Source organism: Bradyrhizobium sp. SZCCHNS3002, from assembly GCF_032377435.1.
GTDB lineage: Bacteria > Pseudomonadota > Alphaproteobacteria > Rhizobiales > Xanthobacteraceae > Bradyrhizobium.
Genome location: NZ_JAUHHY010000003.1, coordinates 197,167 through 214,379, shown reverse-complemented (window position 1 = coordinate 214,379; position 17,213 = coordinate 197,167). Strand labels below are relative to the sequence as shown.

23 protein-coding genes and 1 tRNA gene are annotated in these 17,213 nt (G+C 66.7%); 14 read left to right on the top strand and 10 right to left on the bottom strand.

Annotated features, from left to right (window positions below; genetic code table 11):
* Positions 1-101: 101 nt before the first annotated feature.
* The 4 genes from QW845_RS08130 (at position 102) to QW845_RS08115 (ending at position 2,557) form a co-directional block, all read left to right on the top strand.
* Complete coding sequence (locus QW845_RS08130; RefSeq protein WP_315801081.1) at positions 102-431, top strand: metalloregulator ArsR/SmtB family transcription factor; 330 nt, start codon at positions 102-104, stop codon at positions 429-431.
* Positions 424-909 (top strand): SRPBCC family protein, encoded by a 486-nt coding sequence (locus QW845_RS08125; RefSeq protein WP_315801080.1) that lies wholly within the window; start codon positions 424-426, stop codon positions 907-909. The genes QW845_RS08130 and QW845_RS08125 overlap by 8 nt, the downstream gene beginning before the upstream one ends.
* 30 nt (positions 910-939) lie before the next feature.
* A complete protein-coding gene (locus tag QW845_RS08120; RefSeq protein WP_315801079.1) occupies positions 940-1,599 on the top strand; it encodes a glutathione S-transferase family protein in 660 nt (219 codons plus the stop codon).
* A gap of 232 nt (positions 1,600-1,831) precedes the next feature.
* Complete coding sequence (locus QW845_RS08115) at positions 1,832-2,557, top strand: Crp/Fnr family transcriptional regulator (protein WP_315801078.1); 726 nt, start codon at positions 1,832-1,834, stop codon at positions 2,555-2,557.
* Between the two features lie 36 nt (positions 2,558-2,593).
* Here the strand turns inward: QW845_RS08115 and QW845_RS08110 are convergent.
* Positions 2,594-2,680 (bottom strand) — tRNA-Leu (locus tag QW845_RS08110).
* A gap of 412 nt (positions 2,681-3,092) precedes the next feature.
* Between QW845_RS08110 and QW845_RS08105 the strand changes: the two genes are divergently transcribed.
* Complete coding sequence (locus QW845_RS08105) at positions 3,093-3,548, top strand: hypothetical protein (protein ID WP_315801077.1); 456 nt, start codon at positions 3,093-3,095, stop codon at positions 3,546-3,548.
* Positions 3,549-3,563: 15 nt separating this feature from the next.
* Here the strand turns inward: QW845_RS08105 and QW845_RS08100 are convergent, their stop codons facing one another.
* Positions 3,564-4,763 (bottom strand): FAD-dependent monooxygenase, encoded by a 1,200-nt coding sequence (locus QW845_RS08100; protein ID WP_315801076.1) that lies wholly within the window; start codon positions 4,761-4,763, stop codon positions 3,564-3,566.
* Positions 4,764-4,773: 10 nt separating this feature from the next.
* On the bottom strand, positions 4,774-5,016 hold the full coding sequence (locus QW845_RS08095; RefSeq protein WP_315714692.1) for a zinc-finger domain-containing protein: 243 nt from the start codon (positions 5,014-5,016) through the stop codon (positions 4,774-4,776).
* A 292-nt stretch (positions 5,017-5,308) separates the two neighbouring features.
* Between QW845_RS08095 and QW845_RS08090 the strand changes: the two genes are divergently transcribed.
* A complete protein-coding gene (locus QW845_RS08090) occupies positions 5,309-6,460 on the top strand; it encodes a hypothetical protein (protein WP_409997883.1) in 1,152 nt (383 codons plus the stop codon).
* Between the two features lie 147 nt (positions 6,461-6,607).
* On the top strand, positions 6,608-7,357 hold the full coding sequence (locus QW845_RS08085) for an alpha/beta hydrolase (RefSeq protein ID WP_315801075.1): 750 nt from the start codon (positions 6,608-6,610) through the stop codon (positions 7,355-7,357).
* Between the two features lie 111 nt (positions 7,358-7,468).
* Here the strand turns inward: QW845_RS08085 and QW845_RS08080 are convergent, their stop codons facing one another.
* Positions 7,469-8,797, bottom strand: a complete 1,329-nt coding sequence (locus QW845_RS08080; RefSeq protein ID WP_409997882.1) for a hypothetical protein — start codon at positions 8,795-8,797, stop codon at positions 7,469-7,471.
* 493 nt (positions 8,798-9,290) lie between these two features.
* Between QW845_RS08080 and cysE the strand changes: the two genes are divergently transcribed.
* Both cysE and QW845_RS08070 read left to right on the top strand, forming a co-directional pair.
* Positions 9,291-10,121, top strand: a complete 831-nt coding sequence (gene cysE / locus QW845_RS08075; protein ID WP_315801074.1) for a serine O-acetyltransferase — start codon at positions 9,291-9,293, stop codon at positions 10,119-10,121.
* Positions 10,122-10,398: 277 nt separating this feature from the next.
* A complete protein-coding gene (locus tag QW845_RS08070; RefSeq protein ID WP_006611186.1) occupies positions 10,399-10,611 on the top strand; it encodes a DUF3126 family protein in 213 nt (70 codons plus the stop codon).
* A 388-nt stretch (positions 10,612-10,999) separates the two neighbouring features.
* Here QW845_RS08070 and QW845_RS08065 read toward each other — a convergent pair whose 3' ends face one another.
* Positions 11,000-11,698 carry a hypothetical protein gene (locus QW845_RS08065; RefSeq protein ID WP_315801073.1) on the bottom strand — a complete coding sequence of 233 codons (699 nt, stop codon included), beginning with the start codon at positions 11,696-11,698 and terminating at the stop codon, positions 11,000-11,002.
* A gap of 196 nt (positions 11,699-11,894) precedes the next feature.
* On the opposite strand from QW845_RS08065, the gene QW845_RS08060 reads away from it, so the two are divergent.
* Together QW845_RS08060 and QW845_RS08055 are read left to right on the top strand one after the other, a co-directional pair.
* The gene (locus QW845_RS08060) at positions 11,895-12,224 is read left to right on the top strand and encodes a DUF6949 family protein (protein WP_009027540.1); all 330 of its coding nucleotides are present in this window, start codon (positions 11,895-11,897) and stop codon (positions 12,222-12,224) included.
* Positions 12,225-12,307: 83 nt separating this feature from the next.
* Positions 12,308-12,838 carry a gamma carbonic anhydrase family protein gene (locus tag QW845_RS08055; RefSeq protein ID WP_315801072.1) on the top strand — a complete coding sequence of 177 codons (531 nt, stop codon included), beginning with the start codon at positions 12,308-12,310 and terminating at the stop codon, positions 12,836-12,838.
* Between the two features lie 31 nt (positions 12,839-12,869).
* Here QW845_RS08055 and QW845_RS08050 read toward each other — a convergent pair whose 3' ends face one another.
* A complete protein-coding gene (locus QW845_RS08050; protein ID WP_315801071.1) occupies positions 12,870-13,037 on the bottom strand; it encodes a hypothetical protein in 168 nt (55 codons plus the stop codon).
* The gene (locus QW845_RS08045) at positions 13,034-13,339 is read right to left on the bottom strand and encodes a hypothetical protein (RefSeq protein WP_315801070.1); all 306 of its coding nucleotides are present in this window, start codon (positions 13,337-13,339) and stop codon (positions 13,034-13,036) included. The genes QW845_RS08050 and QW845_RS08045 overlap by 4 nt, the downstream gene beginning before the upstream one ends.
* 75 nt (positions 13,340-13,414) lie before the next feature.
* Here QW845_RS08045 and QW845_RS08040 point away from each other — a divergent pair, with 75 nt between their 5' ends.
* From QW845_RS08040 to QW845_RS08030, 3 genes are all read left to right on the top strand, one after another.
* Positions 13,415-13,852, top strand: coding sequence for a hypothetical protein (locus tag QW845_RS08040; RefSeq protein WP_315801069.1), 438 nt, complete (start codon positions 13,415-13,417; stop codon positions 13,850-13,852).
* A gap of 158 nt (positions 13,853-14,010) precedes the next feature.
* Positions 14,011-14,310 carry a hypothetical protein gene (locus tag QW845_RS08035; RefSeq protein WP_315801068.1) on the top strand — a complete coding sequence of 100 codons (300 nt, stop codon included), beginning with the start codon at positions 14,011-14,013 and terminating at the stop codon, positions 14,308-14,310.
* A 130-nt stretch (positions 14,311-14,440) separates the two neighbouring features.
* Positions 14,441-14,593 (top strand): hypothetical protein, encoded by a 153-nt coding sequence (locus tag QW845_RS08030; protein WP_315801393.1) that lies wholly within the window; start codon positions 14,441-14,443, stop codon positions 14,591-14,593.
* A 103-nt stretch (positions 14,594-14,696) separates the two neighbouring features.
* Here QW845_RS08030 and QW845_RS08025 read toward each other — a convergent pair whose 3' ends face one another.
* The 3 genes from QW845_RS08025 to QW845_RS08015 form a co-directional block, all read right to left on the bottom strand.
* On the bottom strand, positions 14,697-15,509 hold the full coding sequence (locus QW845_RS08025) for a dienelactone hydrolase family protein (protein WP_409997891.1): 813 nt from the start codon (positions 15,507-15,509) through the stop codon (positions 14,697-14,699).
* A 395-nt stretch (positions 15,510-15,904) separates the two neighbouring features.
* Positions 15,905-16,420 carry a hypothetical protein gene (locus tag QW845_RS08020; protein ID WP_315801066.1) on the bottom strand — a complete coding sequence of 172 codons (516 nt, stop codon included), beginning with the start codon at positions 16,418-16,420 and terminating at the stop codon, positions 15,905-15,907.
* 242 nt (positions 16,421-16,662) lie between these two features.
* Positions 16,663-17,085: a hypothetical protein gene (locus QW845_RS08015; protein ID WP_315801065.1), complete on the bottom strand. Its 423-nt coding sequence runs from the start codon at positions 17,083-17,085 to the stop codon at positions 16,663-16,665.
* Positions 17,086-17,213: the final 128 nt, after the last annotated feature.

Here is a 17,213-nt window from a genome sequence, read left to right as displayed (position 1 = left end):
CCCTGCAACCGGCGGTGGCGAGATCTGCTGGATCAGACTCTCGTGTTCCGCGTCGAGCCGGCATCCTTGACAGTTTGGTAAGTATTGGCTTACAGTAAGTCATGACTTACGAAGTGGCGCTGAACGTTTTGGCGGACCCGACGCGGCGGGAGGTGTTCGAGCGGCTGCGCGGCGGGCCGCGCCCGGTCCACGCGATTGCGGCGGGAATGCCGGTGTCGCGGCCGGCCGTCTCGCAGCATCTGAAGGTGCTGAAGGATGCCGGCCTGGTCGAGGAACGCAGCGAGGGGGTGCGGCGCATCTACGCTTTGCGCCGTGAGGGGTTGGCCGAGCTGCGCGACTGGCTCGACAGCTTCTGGGACGACGCGCTGCTCGCCTTCAAGATCGAGGCGGAGCGCACGCATCGGCAGACGAAAGGGAGGATCGATGAGTGAGGGTGCCGTGATCGCGCCGGTCCGGAAGCTTGTCCATGTCCGGGCGCCGATCGATCATGCCTTCGACGTGTTCACGCGCGGCCTGACGCGCTGGTGGCCGCATACGCATGGGGTCGGCCGCAAGCCGATCGAGAAGGTGCTGCTGGAGCCGAAGCTCGGCGGCCACTGGCTCGAGATCGCCGAGGACGGCACGGCGACCACGGTCGCGACGATCACGCTGTGGGAGCCGCCGCATCGCTTCATCATGCTGTGGCAGGTCGATGCGCAGTGGAAGCCGGATGCCGCGATGCGCTCGGAGGTCGACGTGCAGTTCGTGGCCGAGGGCCCGGACGCGACCCGGGTCGAACTGCTGCACCACAAGTTCGAAACCATGGGCAGCGAGGCCGGCGCGTCGATGCGGCGGGATGTCGACGGCGGCTGGCCGGGGCTGCTGCAGCGTTTCCTGGCCGAGGCCGAGCGGCCGCCGGCGTCATCATGAGAAGTTCATCATAAGCGTGGGGAGATCGTGATGTCCGAGTTCGTCGTCCATTCCGTGCCGGGAAGCCCGTTCGGGCGCAGCGTGTTGATTGCGCTGGAGGAGAAAGGCGTTCCGTATCGGCTCGCGGCGATGGCGCCGGGTGACTCCAAGGGGGCGGCGCATCTGGCGCGTCATCCCTTCGGGCGCGTGCCGGCGCTCGCGCATGACGGCTTCGCGTTGTACGAGACCCAGGCGATCCTGCGCTATCTCGACCGCGTGCTGCCCGAGCCGGCCCTGACGCCCGCGGATGTCCGGCAGGCCGCGCGCATGGACCAGGTGATGAACATCAGCGACTGGTACCTGTTCCAGGGCGTGTGCAACGTCATCCTCTTCCAGCGCATCATCGGCCCGCAATTCTTCGGCACGACCACCGACGAGGCTGCGATCGCGCGCGCGATGCCGCAGGCGAGAGCCGTCATCGCGGAGTTGTCGCGGCTGCTCGGCGAGCAGCCATTCATGGTCGGCGATCATCTGTCGCTGGCCGATCTGCAGGCCGCGCCGCAGGCGAGCTTCCTGTCGCTGACGCCGGAATGGGCGGAGCTGACCGCCGGCCATCCCAATCTCGTCGCGTGGATCGAGCGGCTGGAGGCGCGGCCGAGCTTCAAGTCCACCACCATGGCGGAGCTGACGGCGCGAGCGCAGGCGGCGTAGGCGCAAGCGGCGTCGATCATGCTTCGGGTGTCGCGCTGCGACGGCCGTCGGGACGGATGGGCGACTTTCAGCCGCATGATTAATCCAGGTTATATCGCTGCGGACCGGTTCCATTTTAGCTGCGACGCAGGTCGAAGGCTTCGGCATCCGCCGCCCCCGATCGACCGCCACAGCGTCCCGATGACCGGATGACGAATCCGGGTCGGCGGGACGGAAGCGCGCGCACCCCTTGATGCTGCGATCAGAACCCGATCTCGCCGGCTGCTGCGTCTCCTGCACCCACGTCGATTCCGGATTCTGTGCCGCGCTGTTCAGGGCCTGCCGGGCGCAGTCGGCGCTGCCGCGGCTCAATCAGCAGTTCTTCAGCGTCCGGGCCGGCCAGCAGATCAAATGCCAGAGCGAGGCGCGCGACGACGTGCTCGTGCTCTGCAGCGGCTGGGCATTCCGTTACATCCAGTTGTCGGATGGCGGCCGCCAGATCCTGCGCTTCCTGCTGCCGGGCGACATCTTCTCGCCGGCGGCGATCTTCGCCAAAGGCATGAGCTTCTCGGCCAAGGCCTTGACCCAGGTCCAGGTCAGCCGGCTCGATGGCGAGGAGGTCCGCAAGCAGTGCCGTGCCGACGAACTGGTCATGATGGAGGTGTTCCGCTCGCTCGGCGACAACGGTCGAGCCTCCTACGAGCTCATCACCGTGCTCGGCCAGCGTCCGGCCGAGCGCCGGATCGCGCATCTGCTGCTCAGCCTGATGCGGCGGGTCGCGGTGGACGGCGTGGTCCAGCACCACCGCTATCCGTTTCCCTTGAAGCAGCAGCACATCGCCGACGCCGTCGGCGTGACCTCGGTCCATGTCAGCCGCGTGCTCGCGCTGTTTCGCGATCGCAAGATCCTGACGATTGCGGAGGGCAGGCTGGAGGTCACCGATCTCGCCGAGCTGGAGCGGCTGGCGGCGCTGAACTGAGCCGGGCAGGGCAGTCGAGCGAGGCGTGCACAGGGCTGGTGCGGACGGTGGGACTCGAACCCACACGACGTTGCCATCGAGGGATTTTAAGTCCCTTGCGTCTACCGATTCCGCCACGTCCGCGCTTTGATCTTGGAGACCTGACGCATCATCCGGCGACGCCGGACGAGTTGCACTTTGACTCCAAAGCTCATCCTCTGCTTAAGCCAGCGCGAGCGCCTTGGTAAAGCCTCAATCCGGCCGTCACCAGCTGCTTTGAGATTGCCTTGGCGCTGAAGCGCTTTGTCAGGTCTGGGATCATCTGGTGCAAGACATGGACGAAGCGGCCGTTGTAAGGCACGGACCCATCACGAGAAAACGATTCGGATCCGCATGCCTTGCGGACCAGTCGTCGGGCGAGGTGAGCGTGACGAATCCGAAGACCATCGCAGAGGCGAACGCTGCCGCCGTTCGGGCCGATGTCCGCGGCCGATCGGCCCAAGATCGAGCCCAAGATCGACCCCATGGCTCGCGGCCGCTGCACGATCGGGGCTGCATGACCAGCGATCGGCTTCGCGTCGCGCTGGCCGCGGGACTGCTCGGGGTGGGATCGCTGCTGTCGGGCTGCGCCGGCATGAGCGACAGTGTGTCGACCGCCTTCGCGGATCCGGCCAAGTACGAGCTCTATGACTGCAAGCAGCTCGAGGCCGAGCGCAAGGCGCTCGCCGGGCGCGCGGCCGAGCTGCAGGGCCTGATGGCCAAGGCGGAGACCGGAGCCGGCGGCGCGGTGGTGGCCGAGGTCGCCTATCGCAACGACTATATCGCGATCCGAGGCCAGACCCAGTTCGCCGAAGAGGCCTGGCGCCGCAACAAGTGCCAGGAAACTCCGGCGCCGCAGCCGGCGGCCGCCAAGCCTGGGAGGCCGGTCAAGCCGGCGGCGCGCCCCGCGCGGCCGATGGCCTCCGGTGCGGGCACGCCGTCGACCCTGCCGCGGGATGGCTCGGTCTACTGAGACGGCGCTCTCCGCCTACGGCCGCCAGTCGTAGATCCAGCTCTGCCGCGCCGACAGGCGCTGCGGGCCGAGCGCCTTGATGCTGAGATCGCGGGCCAGCGCCAGCGGTCCGGTCATGTGATAGAGCCGGCCCTGGTTGCGCGCGGTGCGCTGCACCTGGCCGACGCGCGGGCGGCGCAGCTTGGCGTAGCGTTTCAGCGCAGCCGGGATCGCGCCGTGACCGTCCGGGCGCGCCTCGCTCAGGCTCTTGGCCAGCACCACCGCATCCTCGACCGCCATTCCCGCGCCTTGCGCCGCAAACGGCAGCATGGCGTGCGCGGCGTCGCCGAGCAGCGCGACGCTGCCCTCGGTCCATTCGATGCCTTCGGGGACGCCGAACAACGCCCATTTGCGCCAGCCGTCGACCGCATTGAGCAGCAGCCGCGCCGTCGCCGGCCAGCGCGGCGGCGCGAACGCCGCCTTCAGCTCGCCCGGATCGCCCTCCGTGCTCCAGCCCGGCCGGTTCCAGGTGCCCGGTACCACCGCAACCACATTGACCTGCCGGCCAGCCGAGATCGGATAGGCGACGAGATGGGCCGCGGGACCCATCCAGAGCTGCACCCGCGCGGCGGTCAGTTCGCGCGGCAATTGCCGGGCGTCGAGCGTGCCGCGCCAGGCGATCAGGCCGGAGAACTCGGCGCGGACCTGCGGAAACAGATGGTGCCGGACCGTCGACCACACGCCGTCGGCGCCGATCAGCGCCAGCGCCACGTCCTGGCGGCGCTCATTGCCGCGGCGATGCACCACGGTGAGGCCCTTGGCGTGGGCGGCGACGTCCTCGAACTGGCAGCCGAGCCGCAGCTCGACGTCCGGATGCGCCATCACCTCCGCGGCCAGCGCCGCCTGCAGGTCGGCGCGGTGGATCACCCAATAGGGCGCGCCCGCTGCCTGGCTCGCGGCCTCGCCGAGCGGCAGGCGGGCGATCTCGCCGCCGGCCCGCGCGCTCATGATGCTGACGGCGTCCGGCACCACCGCGCGCGCGGTCAGCCGCGGCCCGAGGCCGAGGTCGAGCAGGATCCGGCTGGCATTGGGCGACAGCTGCAGGCCGGCGCCGACCTCCTCGAGCCGTTCGGCCTTCTCCAGCACGACGACGCGGAAGCCCTTGGTGGCGAGCGCGAGCGCGGCCGTCAGGCCGCCGATCCCGGCTCCCGCCACATAGACGGTACGCGATGCCACGACACGCCGATCAGGCGACGTCCTTCAGCACGCATTCCGGGGGCCGCGCCTCGCCGGCGGCGAGGTCCGGCGCATAGCGGTACAGCGTCGAGCAATACGGGCAGATGATCTCTTTGTCGTTGCCGAGATCGAGGAACACGTGCGGATGATCGAACGGCGGATTGGCGCCCACGCACATGAACTCATGCGAGCCGATCTCGATGACGGGGACACCGGCATCGTTGTTGAAATGCGGGACGATGTTATCGGCCATCGGTATTACCTCGCGTGGCAACGGGAGCGTATGCGGTCAGCACGACGGAACAGGACGGGACTGAGGTCGCACGGCCGCACGCGTCGAAAACGGCGCGACCATACTGAGCCTTGATGCCAATTCCTAGTGCTGGGAACCCGCGTTTGATGCAACGCACGCCGTTATGTTGTGGCTTGTGGATTCGACACAAACTCAGGGCCGCCGAGAAGCCCTTCTTTCGTCGAGGCCGTTGTGTCAGGCACGGAAATTACTATGTCTCTTCGCATCGTTCCCGCGAAAACGTGAAGGCGGCGTGATCTCGAAGCGAATCAAGCTGGGACTCAGTCTGGCGCTGGCCGGGCTTGCCGTCAGCGCCGCAGTCGGCGCTGCGGTATGGCCGCACGCCTATGGGGCCGGAGCCATCATGGCGGCGCAGGATGATCCGGCGCGGCTGTCGGAGCTTCAGGTCGCCTCGGTGCTGCAGACCGATCCGGCGCGCATCACCAGCGGCATCAAGGATGCGCTCGAAGCCGGCGATCCGGATCTCGCCGAGAGCTTCGTTGCGCTCGCGCGGGATCATCAGGTGACACTCGATGACGCGCTGGTGCAGCGCGTGAGCGATGCGGCGGCCGCCGAGAAGGCACCGGCCAGCGTCGCCAAGCGGTTCGCGACCGGGCTCGTCACCGGCCAGGCCGACGACGTCGCGAGCCTGTCCGGCACCGTGGCTGGCGACCTCTTCGTGTTCGGCGACATCCGCGACGCGGTGCGCGAAGGCAAGCATCTGGTGATGGGCGAGGAGACCGACCGCCTGGTGCTGGGCCTGGCCACGGCCGGCCTTGCCGTCACTGCCGCGACCTATGCCTCGGCAGGCACTGCCGCGCCGGTGCGGGCCGGGCTGACGCTGGTGAAGGATGCGCGAAAGGTCGGCCGGCTCGGCGAGGGGCTCGCCGCCTGGGCCGGACGCTCGGCGCGGGATGTGGTCGATGCGCCGCTGTTGCAGCAGGCGGTGGCCTCGGGCTCGGTGCTTCGTCCTGGCCAGACCGCGACCGCGATCCGCGCGGCGTTCCGCGCCGAGAAGGCCGGCGCGCTGGTGCGGCTCGCCAAGGATGTCGGCCGCATCACTGAGAAGGCCGGCACGCGCGGCGCACTGGATTCGCTCAAGCTCGCCGAAGGGCCGAAGGACATCGCCCGCGCGGCCCGGCTCGCCGAGGCCAAGGGTGGGCAGACGCGGGCGATCCTGAAGCTGCTCGGCCGCGGCGCGCTGCTCTTGACCGCCGGCGCGTTCAATCTCGCGCTGTGGCTGTTCGGCGCGCTGATGACGCTGCTCAGCTTCGTCGCATCGCTGAAGGCGATGACCGAGCGGGCCACCCAGGCCTGGCTCGACCGGAGCCGGCGACGCCGCCTGCGCCGGATGCAGGCCGCGGTCGTCGCTCCCGAACTGGCCGCAACCGCGTCCTGCGGCTAGAGCATGATCCGGAAAAGTGGAAGCCGGTTTTCCGAAAAGATCATGCTCAAACAAAGGGATAAGATCATGATGCGATTCCGTGGAATCGCATCATGATCTAGACTTCGTCCGACCAGCTTCACTCCAGCGTTCCGGGATTCGCGACCGATGCCGAGCTTTCACAACGGCGCCGTTGAAATTGCCTTCATCGATGAGGGGGAGGGCGATCCGATCGTGCTCGTCCATGGCTTTGCGTCGAGCAAGAACGTCAACTGGGTCTACCCGGCCTGGACCTCCGAGCTGCGCAAGGACGGCCGCCGAGTGATCGCGCTCGACAATCGCGGCCATGGCGATTCGGGCAAGCTGTACGACCCCGCGCTGTATTCGATCGCGGCGATGGCGAGCGACGTCACGGCGCTGATGGATCATCTCGGCCTCGCCAGCGCCGACGTGATGGGCTACTCGCTCGGCGGCCGCATCGCCGCACATATCGCGCTGACCGCGCCCGAGCGGCTGCGTTCGGCGATCTTCGGTGGCATCGGCATGGCGATGATCGAAGGCGGCGGTCCCGGCGAGAACGTCGCCGTCGCGCTCGAGGCGCCGTCGATCGACGACGTGACCGATCCCGTGGGCCGCACCTTCCGCGCCTTCGCCGACCAGACCCGCTCCGACCGCCTGGCGCTGGCCGCCTGCATGCGCGGCTCGCGCGGCCTGATCTCGCGCGAGGACGCCGGCCGCATCGCGGTGCCGGTGCTGGTGGCGGTCGGCACCACCGACGAAGTGTCGGGCTCGGGTCCGGCGCTCGGCGCGCTCATCCCCGGTGCCGAAGTGCTCGACATCCCCAATCGCGATCACATGCGCGCTGTCGGCGACAAGGTCTACAAGGCCGGGGTCGTCGACTTCCTGTCACGGCGCTGAAGCCGTAGCCCGGGCGAGCGCAGCGACCCCCGGGGTTGTCCGAGCGGCGCGTGTGAACCCGCATGTCGCTCCCGCCTTCGCCCTCTGGGCTTCGGCTGCCGCTCAAGCGGGCTACGGGAGGCGTTCCGCCGAGCCTTCCACGCGCTCGCCGCTGAACCACCTCGCCGCGGCGATCAGCGCGGTGAAGGTGGCGATCCACACCATCCGCGCGCCGTAGCGGTCATGCGGGCCGGAGATGACACCGCAGATCAGGGCATTGCCCAGCAGCGCCAGGGTCACGGTGCTGGCGAGCAAAGCCACATCGTCGCGCCGCCGGCGCCAGATCGCGTGCGCCGCGATCGCCGCCGCCGCCAGCATCGAGGCCAGCGCGACCGGCACGTGCAGCCAGTTGACGTCGGCGAAATTGATGTCCCAATGCTGCTGGTGTGCGGCGCGCATCTTCTTGAGCTGCGAGGGGACGTAGCGCTCGATGATGCCATAGGTATGCGGCAGCCAGCCATTGGTGCCTTCGCCGGTCGCCACATGCATCAACTGCTCGGCGGTGGCGACCGCGGCGGCCCTGGCCTGCCACAGCGGGTAGGCCGCGAGCGACCGCTTCACGATGAAGCCCATCTCGTCGTTCATGCCCTCGAAGCGGCCGAGCTTGTTGAACATGCTGTTGCCCCAGAGGAAGTCGTCGGCGGTGGGCGGCAGCTCGTTGCGATAGGGGCAGAGCTTCAGCTTCTCGCGAGCGCAATGGTCCTTCAGATATTGCGCCACGATGCCGTCCTGGAGCATGCGGCCGAAGGCGACCCCGGTGCCGCCCGGCGTCCACGCGAACTGGCCGGACAGGGCAAAGTTGGCTGCGAGCAGCATCGCCGCACCCGCGACGATCGTCATGCTGGCCTGGACCAGGCCGGAGAGCGCGATCTGCCGGCGCAGCCAGGGATAGCCGATCCAGCCGGCGCAGCACAGGCCGAACAGCACGCCGAGCGTGGCGCTGTGGGTGGCGGAGGCGAAGGCCACGAAGCCGAACAGCGCGCATCTTTCCAGCATGGAGATCCGGCGTGCGTGCGCGACCATGATGTAGAGCGCCAGCACCGACAGGCCGGCGAAGATGTCGGTCAGCAGCATGCTGGCGAGCCAGGGCAGGGCGGTGGTCAGGATCAGCAGCAGGCCGATCCAGAGCAGGCGCAGCGGCTGGGCCAGCCCCAGCACGCGCAAGGTGAGCTGCAGGATCCAGAGCGTCGCCAGCGCCTGCAGGCCGAGATTGAGCCAGAAGCTCGAGCCTTCGCCAAAATGCAGATAGAGCCCGAACACGGTCGAGCGGCTCGGCACCAGATAGCCTTCGTACCAGCGCGCGAGATAGCCCCCGGTGTCCCACTGCAGCAGCGGGTAGCCGTTCCATAGCGCCGGCGCGACGAGGAAGAGCGGGATGACGATGACGGGGAGCCAGGCCAATCCGGCCTCGGTTGCGCGTTCGTCCAGGATCTGAGTGTTACTGATACCCGTGTCCCCCGATCAGGAGCACCGTGGCCGAAATATGGTCAGGGCGATATTCACTAGTAGACGCAGAGCGATGGATGGTAAAGCCGCTCCCGTGATCGAACGGGGGAATGGCCGGCCTTCTGTCCCCGGGTGGTTCCTTTTTGCCGCAGCCGCCGGTATCCGTCCCTTCCGCCCTCCCGCAGAGTGCCCCAGGTGCCGGAACCGATTGCTACCCCCGAGGCCCACCTTGATTTCGGGTTCCTGCTGCCCACCTTGAGCCGACGCGGTGCCGAATGGCATGGCGGCGCAACCGGAACGTCATCGGCGGAACGTAAAATGTCTCAATCCCGTGTTCTCTGGGAAGCAGGCTGGCTGGAGGGATCCCCCGGCCTCGCGCAGCCCGCAGGGGACACCGTTCCATGCGCCGTGCTATAAGGCCCGCCCACTGAAACTGCGAGAAGCAGCCATGGCTATCCATCAGACCAATCCGCAGCAGGGCGGCAAGCTGGCGACGCTTGATCCGATCTGGGATCGGATCCGCCACGAGGCAGAAGAGATCGTGCGCCGCGAGCCCGAGCTCGCGACCTTCATCTATTCAACCGTCCTGCACCACGGCCGGCTCGAGGATTCGGTCGTGCACCGCGTCGCCGACCGTCTCGATCATTCCGCGCTGTCGGGCGACCTGATCCGCCAGACCTTCAATGACGCGCTGCGCGACGAGCCGGACCTCGGCCATGCGTTCCGCGCCGATCTCGTCGCCGTCTACGATCGCGATCCCGCCACCTCGCGCTTCATCGATCCGCTGCTCTACTTCAAGGGCTTCCACGCCCTGCAGACGCACCGGCTGGCGCATTGGCTGTATCGCAACAGCCGCAAGGATTTCGCGTTCTATCTGCAGAGCCGCTCCTCGGCCGTGTTCCAGACCGACATCAATCCGGCGGCGCGCATCGGCCGCGGCATCTTCCTCGATCACGCCACCGGCTTCGTCTGCGGCGAGACGGCCATCATCGAGGACAACGTCTCGATTCTGCATGGCGTGACGCTCGGTGGCACCGGCAAGGAGAACGAGGATCGGCACCCCAAGATTCGTCATGGCGTGCTGATCGGCGCCGGCGCCAAGGTGCTCGGCAACATCGAGGTCGGTCATTGCGCGCGCATTGCCGCCGGCTCGGTCGTCGTGAAGCCGGTGCCGAACAACGTCACCGTCGCAGGCGTGCCGGCGAAGATCGTCGGCGAGGCCGGTTGTGCGGAGCCGTCGCGCACCATGGATCAGATGATCAACGCGATCGGGATCTGAGCCGCGACCGCCTCCGTCGACAGCGAAGTCAAGACCTTCTCATCCAGGGAAATTCGTGCCAACACATCGGCGTCTGTGGATTTGACGATCCGCCGTTTGTCTTGAGTTTGTCTTGGCGGAATGAATGTGAGATCCACGGCGTCCCTTTCAGTGCGTTCGACATCGCCGCTCGTCTTGCCTCGATCCTTGGGCCGGAATGTCGAAGTCATAAGGACACGGACGTTCGCGCTGTAGCGTCCGCATCATCTGCAAACCTCGCTGTCGATTGGAGATCACCGTGGACGTTCAGGAAGTCAGGAAGCTCGACGCGTATCTGAAGCGCGTGTTCGGCAATCCCAAGATCCGTGTGGTGCCGCGGCCGAAGAAGGAAGACTCCGCCGAAGTCTATATCGGCGAAGAGTTCATCGGCGTTCTGTTCGTCGACGACGAGGACGACGACCGCTCGTTCCAATTCCAGATGGCGATCCTGGAAGACGATCTGGTGGAGTAGATCCTCTCGCCACGCTTGAGAATGCACGATCAGGCGCGGTGCCAGTGAATGCGCCCTCTCCCCTTGTGGGAGAGGGCGACGCCGGCCTATCAATGGGCTCGCTTGAGGGGTCTCTCTCCGCCAGCGGCGCTCGTCGCGAGATACCCCTCACCCAAGTGCGTTTGCCGCTCGATCCTCCATGCCCTTTCCCACAAGGAGAGGGCGCATTCACGAGAACCTCGCCAAGGTGTCGACGCTCATCGGCCGCCCCTCGAGTGCCGTGGGGATGAGCTTATGAGTAAGTAGAACGGCGCGCATCGCGTAGCCCGCATGAGCGTAAGCGACATGCGGGTTCACACGTTGTGCCGGAGAGCCCGGATGTCGCTGCGCTCATCCGGGCTACGACCAACTACTTCACCGCATGCATCTGCGCCGTCAGCCGCTCCATGGCCGCGGCGACGTCCTGCCACTGTGACAGCCAGCCGCGCGGAAACCTGAAGGTCAGATCCGCGCCTTCGACGCGGCGTTCGCTGAGGCACATGCCCGGCGTGGCGGCATCACGCGTGCAGCGGGCGACCAGCACAGGCTGCTCGGCCGTGAACAGATCCTCCATGTCGTACGCTGTGCCCGCGCGGAAGCTTCGCATGCTCAATCCGTCCTGCACCGGCACGGCAGCCGGATTGAGATAGCGCGGATAGATCGTCTTCAGTCGCGTCTCCGGCGACATCGCGTCGTGATGTGCCGATATCGAGACGAAGATGCGATCGATCGGGTGCGGCGCCTGGTCGATCTGGTCGGCGCTGACGTGATGCAGCGCCTCGGGCGGGGTGAGCGAGGGATATTCGAAGCCGAGATCGACGCGCTCCTGCGGCCCCGTATGGCGCTGGATCTTCACCCGGATGGCGGCCGCCGGCACGTTGAACACGGTGCCGCCGATGCTGACCGGCAGGCGTTCGGGCCCCTTGAAGGTGCTGGCGCGCCAGGTGGGCCAGAGCAGGTAGGCGACGAGGGCGACTGCGGCCGCCGTCAGCACGCAGCCCAGGATGATCGGCACGGCGTGGCCATGTCCGTTCGAAGGGCGGGCACTGCGGACCGAAAACATCGTCATGGCGGGCAGGGGATCTCAAGGACCGAATCAGCGCCGACTATGCCACGGCGATGCGGCATTCTGCAGAAACTTACCTGCAGGGAGCCGCGCACCGGCCGCGGCCGCCATTAACCCTTCCTTAAGGATAATGTGGCGGGTGCGGTCGCTTTTTGCCAAACCAGCATCGGGCAGTTTTGCAAGTGTGTGAGTGCGTACGATGTCGGCAGAGGCGTTCAATTCCCTGTTCTCGCTCCTCATCGGTTTCGCCTTGGCCGGCGCCTTGGCGAGCGGCTACCAGGCCTATGCCGAACGTCCGCCGGGCTTCGAGCTGCTGCAGGAGGGCGTCACGCCCCGGCGGTTCGCCGCGGTGCCATTCCTGGTGTTCGCCGCGCCTTTCATCATCATGCGCAACACGCTGCGCGGTGCCCGCATCGAGCGCCGTCGCTTCGAGTTCGTGATGCTGGCGACCGTGATCGCCGGCTTCTGGAGCATGATGTGCGGCACCTTCGTGGTGATGACGCTGCGCGCCGCGGGCGTGCTGGCCTAGTTCCCGTGCCGGGCGCCGCCGCGGCGTTTGCTTGAAATCGCTCCGGAGCCTGTGCCAAGGTCGCCTGCGAACGGGAGACCTCGATGGCCATCTACGAACTCGACGGGCAGGCGCCCGAGCTGCCGGCGGACGGCAACTACTACATTGCCGACAATGCCACCGTGATCGGTCGGGTGAAGCTCGCCAAGGAGGTCACGGTCTGGTTCGGCGCGGTGATCCGCGGCGACAATGACTGGATCGAGATCGGCGAGAGCTCCAACATCCAGGACAATGCCACCTGTCACGTCGATCCCGGCTTTCCGCTGCGCGTCGGCCGCAACGTCACCGTCGGCCACAACGTCATTCTGCACGGCTGCACGGTCGAGGATGACGCCCTGATCGGCATGGGCTCGATCATCATGAACGGCGCGCACATCCGCCGCGGCAGCGTCGTCGGCGCCGGCGCCATCATCACCGAGGGCAAGGATTTTCCGGAATACGCGCTGATCATCGGTGCGCCCGCGCGTGTCGTTCGCACGCTGGAGCCGGCGCAGGTCGAGCGCATGGGCATCGCGGCCAAGGCCTATGTCGCCAAGGGACCGCGCTACACCAAGGGTCTGAAGAAGATCGGCTGACATCACGGCCGATGGAGCTGTCGGAGATTCCTCACGTCCCTTCGGATTCGCCTGCCTCCGCTGCGCTGGCGACACGTTCGTGGCCGCTCGCCCACAGCGCATGCTGTTCGCTGCCGTCCTGATAGGGATTGGCCTCGGCCGGAATGTTCTCGCGCGCGGCGCGCTCGCCCTGTTCAAACGGATCGGGGTCGGTGCTCATGCTGATGTCCTGCTCCTCTGTTTCGGTTTGGGCTTCGACTGGTTTCTGGACTTGTCGTCCGGCTCGTTCTTCCGTTTGCGCGCAGGCTTGCCTGCGCCATCGCCATCCTCCGCAGCGCTCTTGCGCAGCGCGTCCTTCAGATCCGCCGGTACGCCGTGCTTTTCCAACAGGTCCATGAACGCCTCGTCGGCGAGGTCCTGCAGACTCAGCATCTGATCGCGGCCCAGCTGCTTGAGCTTGTCGAACGTGTCCTCGTCAAAGGCGATCAGCTTGCGCACGGCTCCTTGCTCTCCTCGCCCCATCAATCCTCTCCGATCAACATTCGTTCCGGAACGCGGTCCGTCCGGTCGGGTTGAAGTGTAAAGGGAGACGGTCCCATGGCCAGGTTTTCATTGAGCACTTTGATCGTGATTGCAGGCCTCGGCACGGGCACTGCGGTGTTCGCGCAAGGCGGTGGCGGCGGTGCGGGCGGCGCTGGCGGTGGAGTGAGCGGCGGCGGCGCGCCGAGCGCGGGAGCCGCCGGCACCGGCACGACCGGGACCGCCGGAAGCGGCAGCAATCCCTCACAGTCATCGCAACCGGGCGCGGCAGGTGCCAACGGGACTAACAGCCTGGGCACGGCGCAATCGTCCGGCTCCGGCGCGAGCGGGGCGGGGGCGAGTAATTCCGCTGTCACGACCGGCATGGGTCATGGAGGAGACGGAGGGACCGCAGCAACAGGCCCGAACCGTACCGGTGATGCGACCGATGTGCAGATTCAGCAGGAGAACAACGCGGTCGACCGGAAGGTGAAGAGCATCTGTCGCGGTTGCTGAATGTTGCCCGCCGCTCCAGACGTCACGCAACGACATCGAGATCGCGCAGATGTGAGCGGGTTTGCCCGCGCGCCGTTCCAAATCCGGCTTAGAGACTTCCGGCTGGGAGCACCGAGTACACTGACGCTCTCATGCCGCTTGAATTTGGAGACGGATCGATGCGCAAGAGATTGATGGGATTGTTGGCGGGTGCCGTGATTGCGGCGGCAATGATGCCGGGCATGGCGTCGGCGCACGGGCCGGGCGGTTTCCATCATGGCTTCGGCCATCATGGCTTTGGCCCGGGTTTCGGACTCGGATTCGGCTTCGGTTTTGGCTATCCCGGCTACTACGGATACGGAGGCTATCCCTACTACTACCCGTACACCTACGAGGATCTCGGCGGCTGCTACGTCGCGCGCAAGCGTGTGCGGACAGCGCACGGCTGGCGCTATCGCAACGTCGAAGTGTGTGAATGAAGTTTGGGCGAGGCGGCCGGCCGATCCGGTCACTTCGCCTTAACGACATCTCGTGACCATTTGTTGCCGCTCCGATCGGCGGAGCGGCGACGGAGAAGTAGCTGGCGCAACGCTTGCATGGGATCCAGGCATGATGAACACACTCACATCCCCTGAACTCACGTTTGTCTTCATGGGCGTCGTCGTCAGCCTGGGCGCTGCGCTGGTCTGGATGGCCTGGGAGCTCGAGCAGGGCGGCAGGCAGCTGGCGAAGATTCGTCGCGACGATCGTCGGCCGCGCTAACAGCCGCCGGTCCGGCGCCCGAGCGCAAGCGACAGCCGGCCAGCGACTTGCGGGAAGTCTCGCGGGGCAGTCTTCCGTGTTCGCTCGCCCCGGGCCGCGGCTGTCAGCTCAGCACGCCATATTTCTTGAACCACGCCTGCATCTGCGCCCAGCCGTCCTCGGCGGCGTCCTTGCGATAGCTGGGGCGATAATCGGCGTGGAAGCCATGCGGCGCGCCGGGATAGATCTTGAACTCAGCGGTCTTCTTGTTGGCGGCGAGCGCGGCCTTCATGGCCTCGACGCTGGCGACGGGAATGCCGGTGTCGGCTTCGCCGTAGAGGCCGAGCACGGGCGCCTTCATCTCCGGCGCAAGCTGCGTCGGGCTCTTCGGCCAGGCGGGATTGGGCGGGTCGATCAGCGGGCCGTAGAACGCCACGCCCGCCTTCAGCGCCGAACTATGCGCCGCATATTCCCACACCGTGCGGCCGCCGCGGCAGAAGCCGACGATGCCGAGACGCGAGGTGTCGCCGCCCTGCGACTTGGCCCAGGCCACGGTGGCGTCGAGGTCCGACAGCAGCTCCGCGTCGGGCTTGGCATTCACGATCGGCAGCAGGTCCTTGATCTCGGTGATCTTGGTGAGGTCGGTCCCGCTGCGGAAGTAGTAGTCCGGCGCCACGGCGAGCGCGCCGAGCTTGGCGAGACGACGCGTCACGTCCTTGATGTACTGATGCAGGCCGAAGATCTCCATCGCGACCAGCACGACGGGCGGATTGCTGGCGCTGGCGGGGCGCGCGAAATAGGCCGGCATGTCGCGGTCGCCGACCTTGATCTTCGCATCTCCGGCATTCAGCCCATTGGTGTCGGTGGTAATGACCTCGGCCCGCACCGGGCCGGCAGCCAGCGTGTAGCCGGCCGTCACGGCAGCGGATGCGGTCATGAAGCCGCGGCGTGAGAAGGGGGCGACTTTGGTCAGCCCGATGACATCGGACGTCAGTGCTGGATCGGCGGACATGGGGGCTCCTCTGCATCTTGCGGGTGCATTGAGCCGAGACTTGGTTGGGAAAAGCAAGTCACCAGCCGGAGAGCCTCGGCCGTCGGACCCGTTCGGGCGGTCGAACGCGCCCCCACAAAGAACAAGGCCGTCGGCGCAGTATGGCGCCAACGACCTTGCCAGCCCCGGATATTGAAATTGGCCCTGTGCCATCCTGAAATTGGCTCGCCATCCGGTGCAGGCAGGATGGCGTGACTCCCGGTTTCAATCTGTGAAGCACTTCACAGGGTCCCGGGAAAATTCGGCAGGAATTCTACGAGCAGGCGTCAGAACCGGGCGTCTCAGGATCGGTTGCGACGATGCCGATGGCTGCTGCGGCTGGCATGGGCGCGGGCGCGGATGCTGCGGTTGCGTGGAGCAGGCGCGGCCTGCTCCGAGCTCTGCGTGCTGGCGAAGGACTGGCGCAGGCCATCGATGGAGTCCTTCAGGGTCGAGACCTGGTCCGACAGCCGCTTGGTGTCGGCCTGCTGGGCCGCGAGCAGGCGGCGCATGCTCTGCAGTTGCTCCTGCATCATCTGCAACTGATCGATCGATTCCTGCTGGGTGGCCTCCAGGCCCTTGGTCTTCTCCACCAATTGCTCGGATGCCTGCACCGTGCGCGCCTGCAACTGCCGCGTCACCGCGCCGCGCTCGGCTTCCGGCGCGCCGCCATAGGCACGCCACAACATGATGCCGCCGATGCCCGCGACCAGCACCACGAGCGTCGCGGCGGCGAGCGCGATCGGCTGGGCGCCCTTGACGGGGCTCGGGCTGAGCTTCTCGGGGTAGCGTCTGGTGTCGCGCGTCACCGGATTCATCACGAAACCACCCAAATTGAAAAAGCTTCGGATGCTCCTCCCGAAAACTGGGAGAGGCGAAAAACTCGAGCAGAGAACGCTGTCCGCCGAGCCCGCAAATCGTGCATCTGGCGAACGAACCAAGTCGTCAACGTTTGATTAGGAAATCCGACAAAAGCGAGGCCTGCAAGCCTGAAATCGCGCGGTCGCAGCGGTTCCAGGTCGCGGTCGCGACCAGCCGAAAACTGCGGACGGACAAATGCTTACTGCGTTGCGCTGCAGTTCCGGCAGATCGTGAGCTTCTGCTTGAGGCGGGCCTCGTCGGCGAGGTCGGCCGCCTGTTCCTCCTCCCAGCTCATCCGGCCGCGATAACCGGAGCTCGATTGCGCGGACATCACGTCGACCCGCGAGTCGCCACGGCGCTTGGCGCCTTTGCGCGGCGTGCCGATGTCCGGCTCCGTCACCATCTCGGTGTCGGCGTCGGAGGTGGCGACACGGCCGTCCCAGTCGGCCGCAGCGCTCGTCGGCTGCGCGGTAATCACGGCGGGCGTAGCGGCCATCGCCGGCGCGGCTGCAGGTGTGCCGGCCGAGGCCAGCGGTCCCGAGCAGCCGGTGCCGGACATGCAGCAGTTCGCCAGGGTCAGGGCCGCGGCCAGCAAGGTCGCGCTTCGCAGGATCATCATCATGCCGACAACCTAAACCCGACGGTCGAGGGAAAACAAGGTTGGCCGGCCGGTGCCGCGCCCCGCTGGCGACATATCGTCAAAGCAAGGCCAAAAAAAGTTGCGCATCGAGACGGCCTCACGCGAAGCGA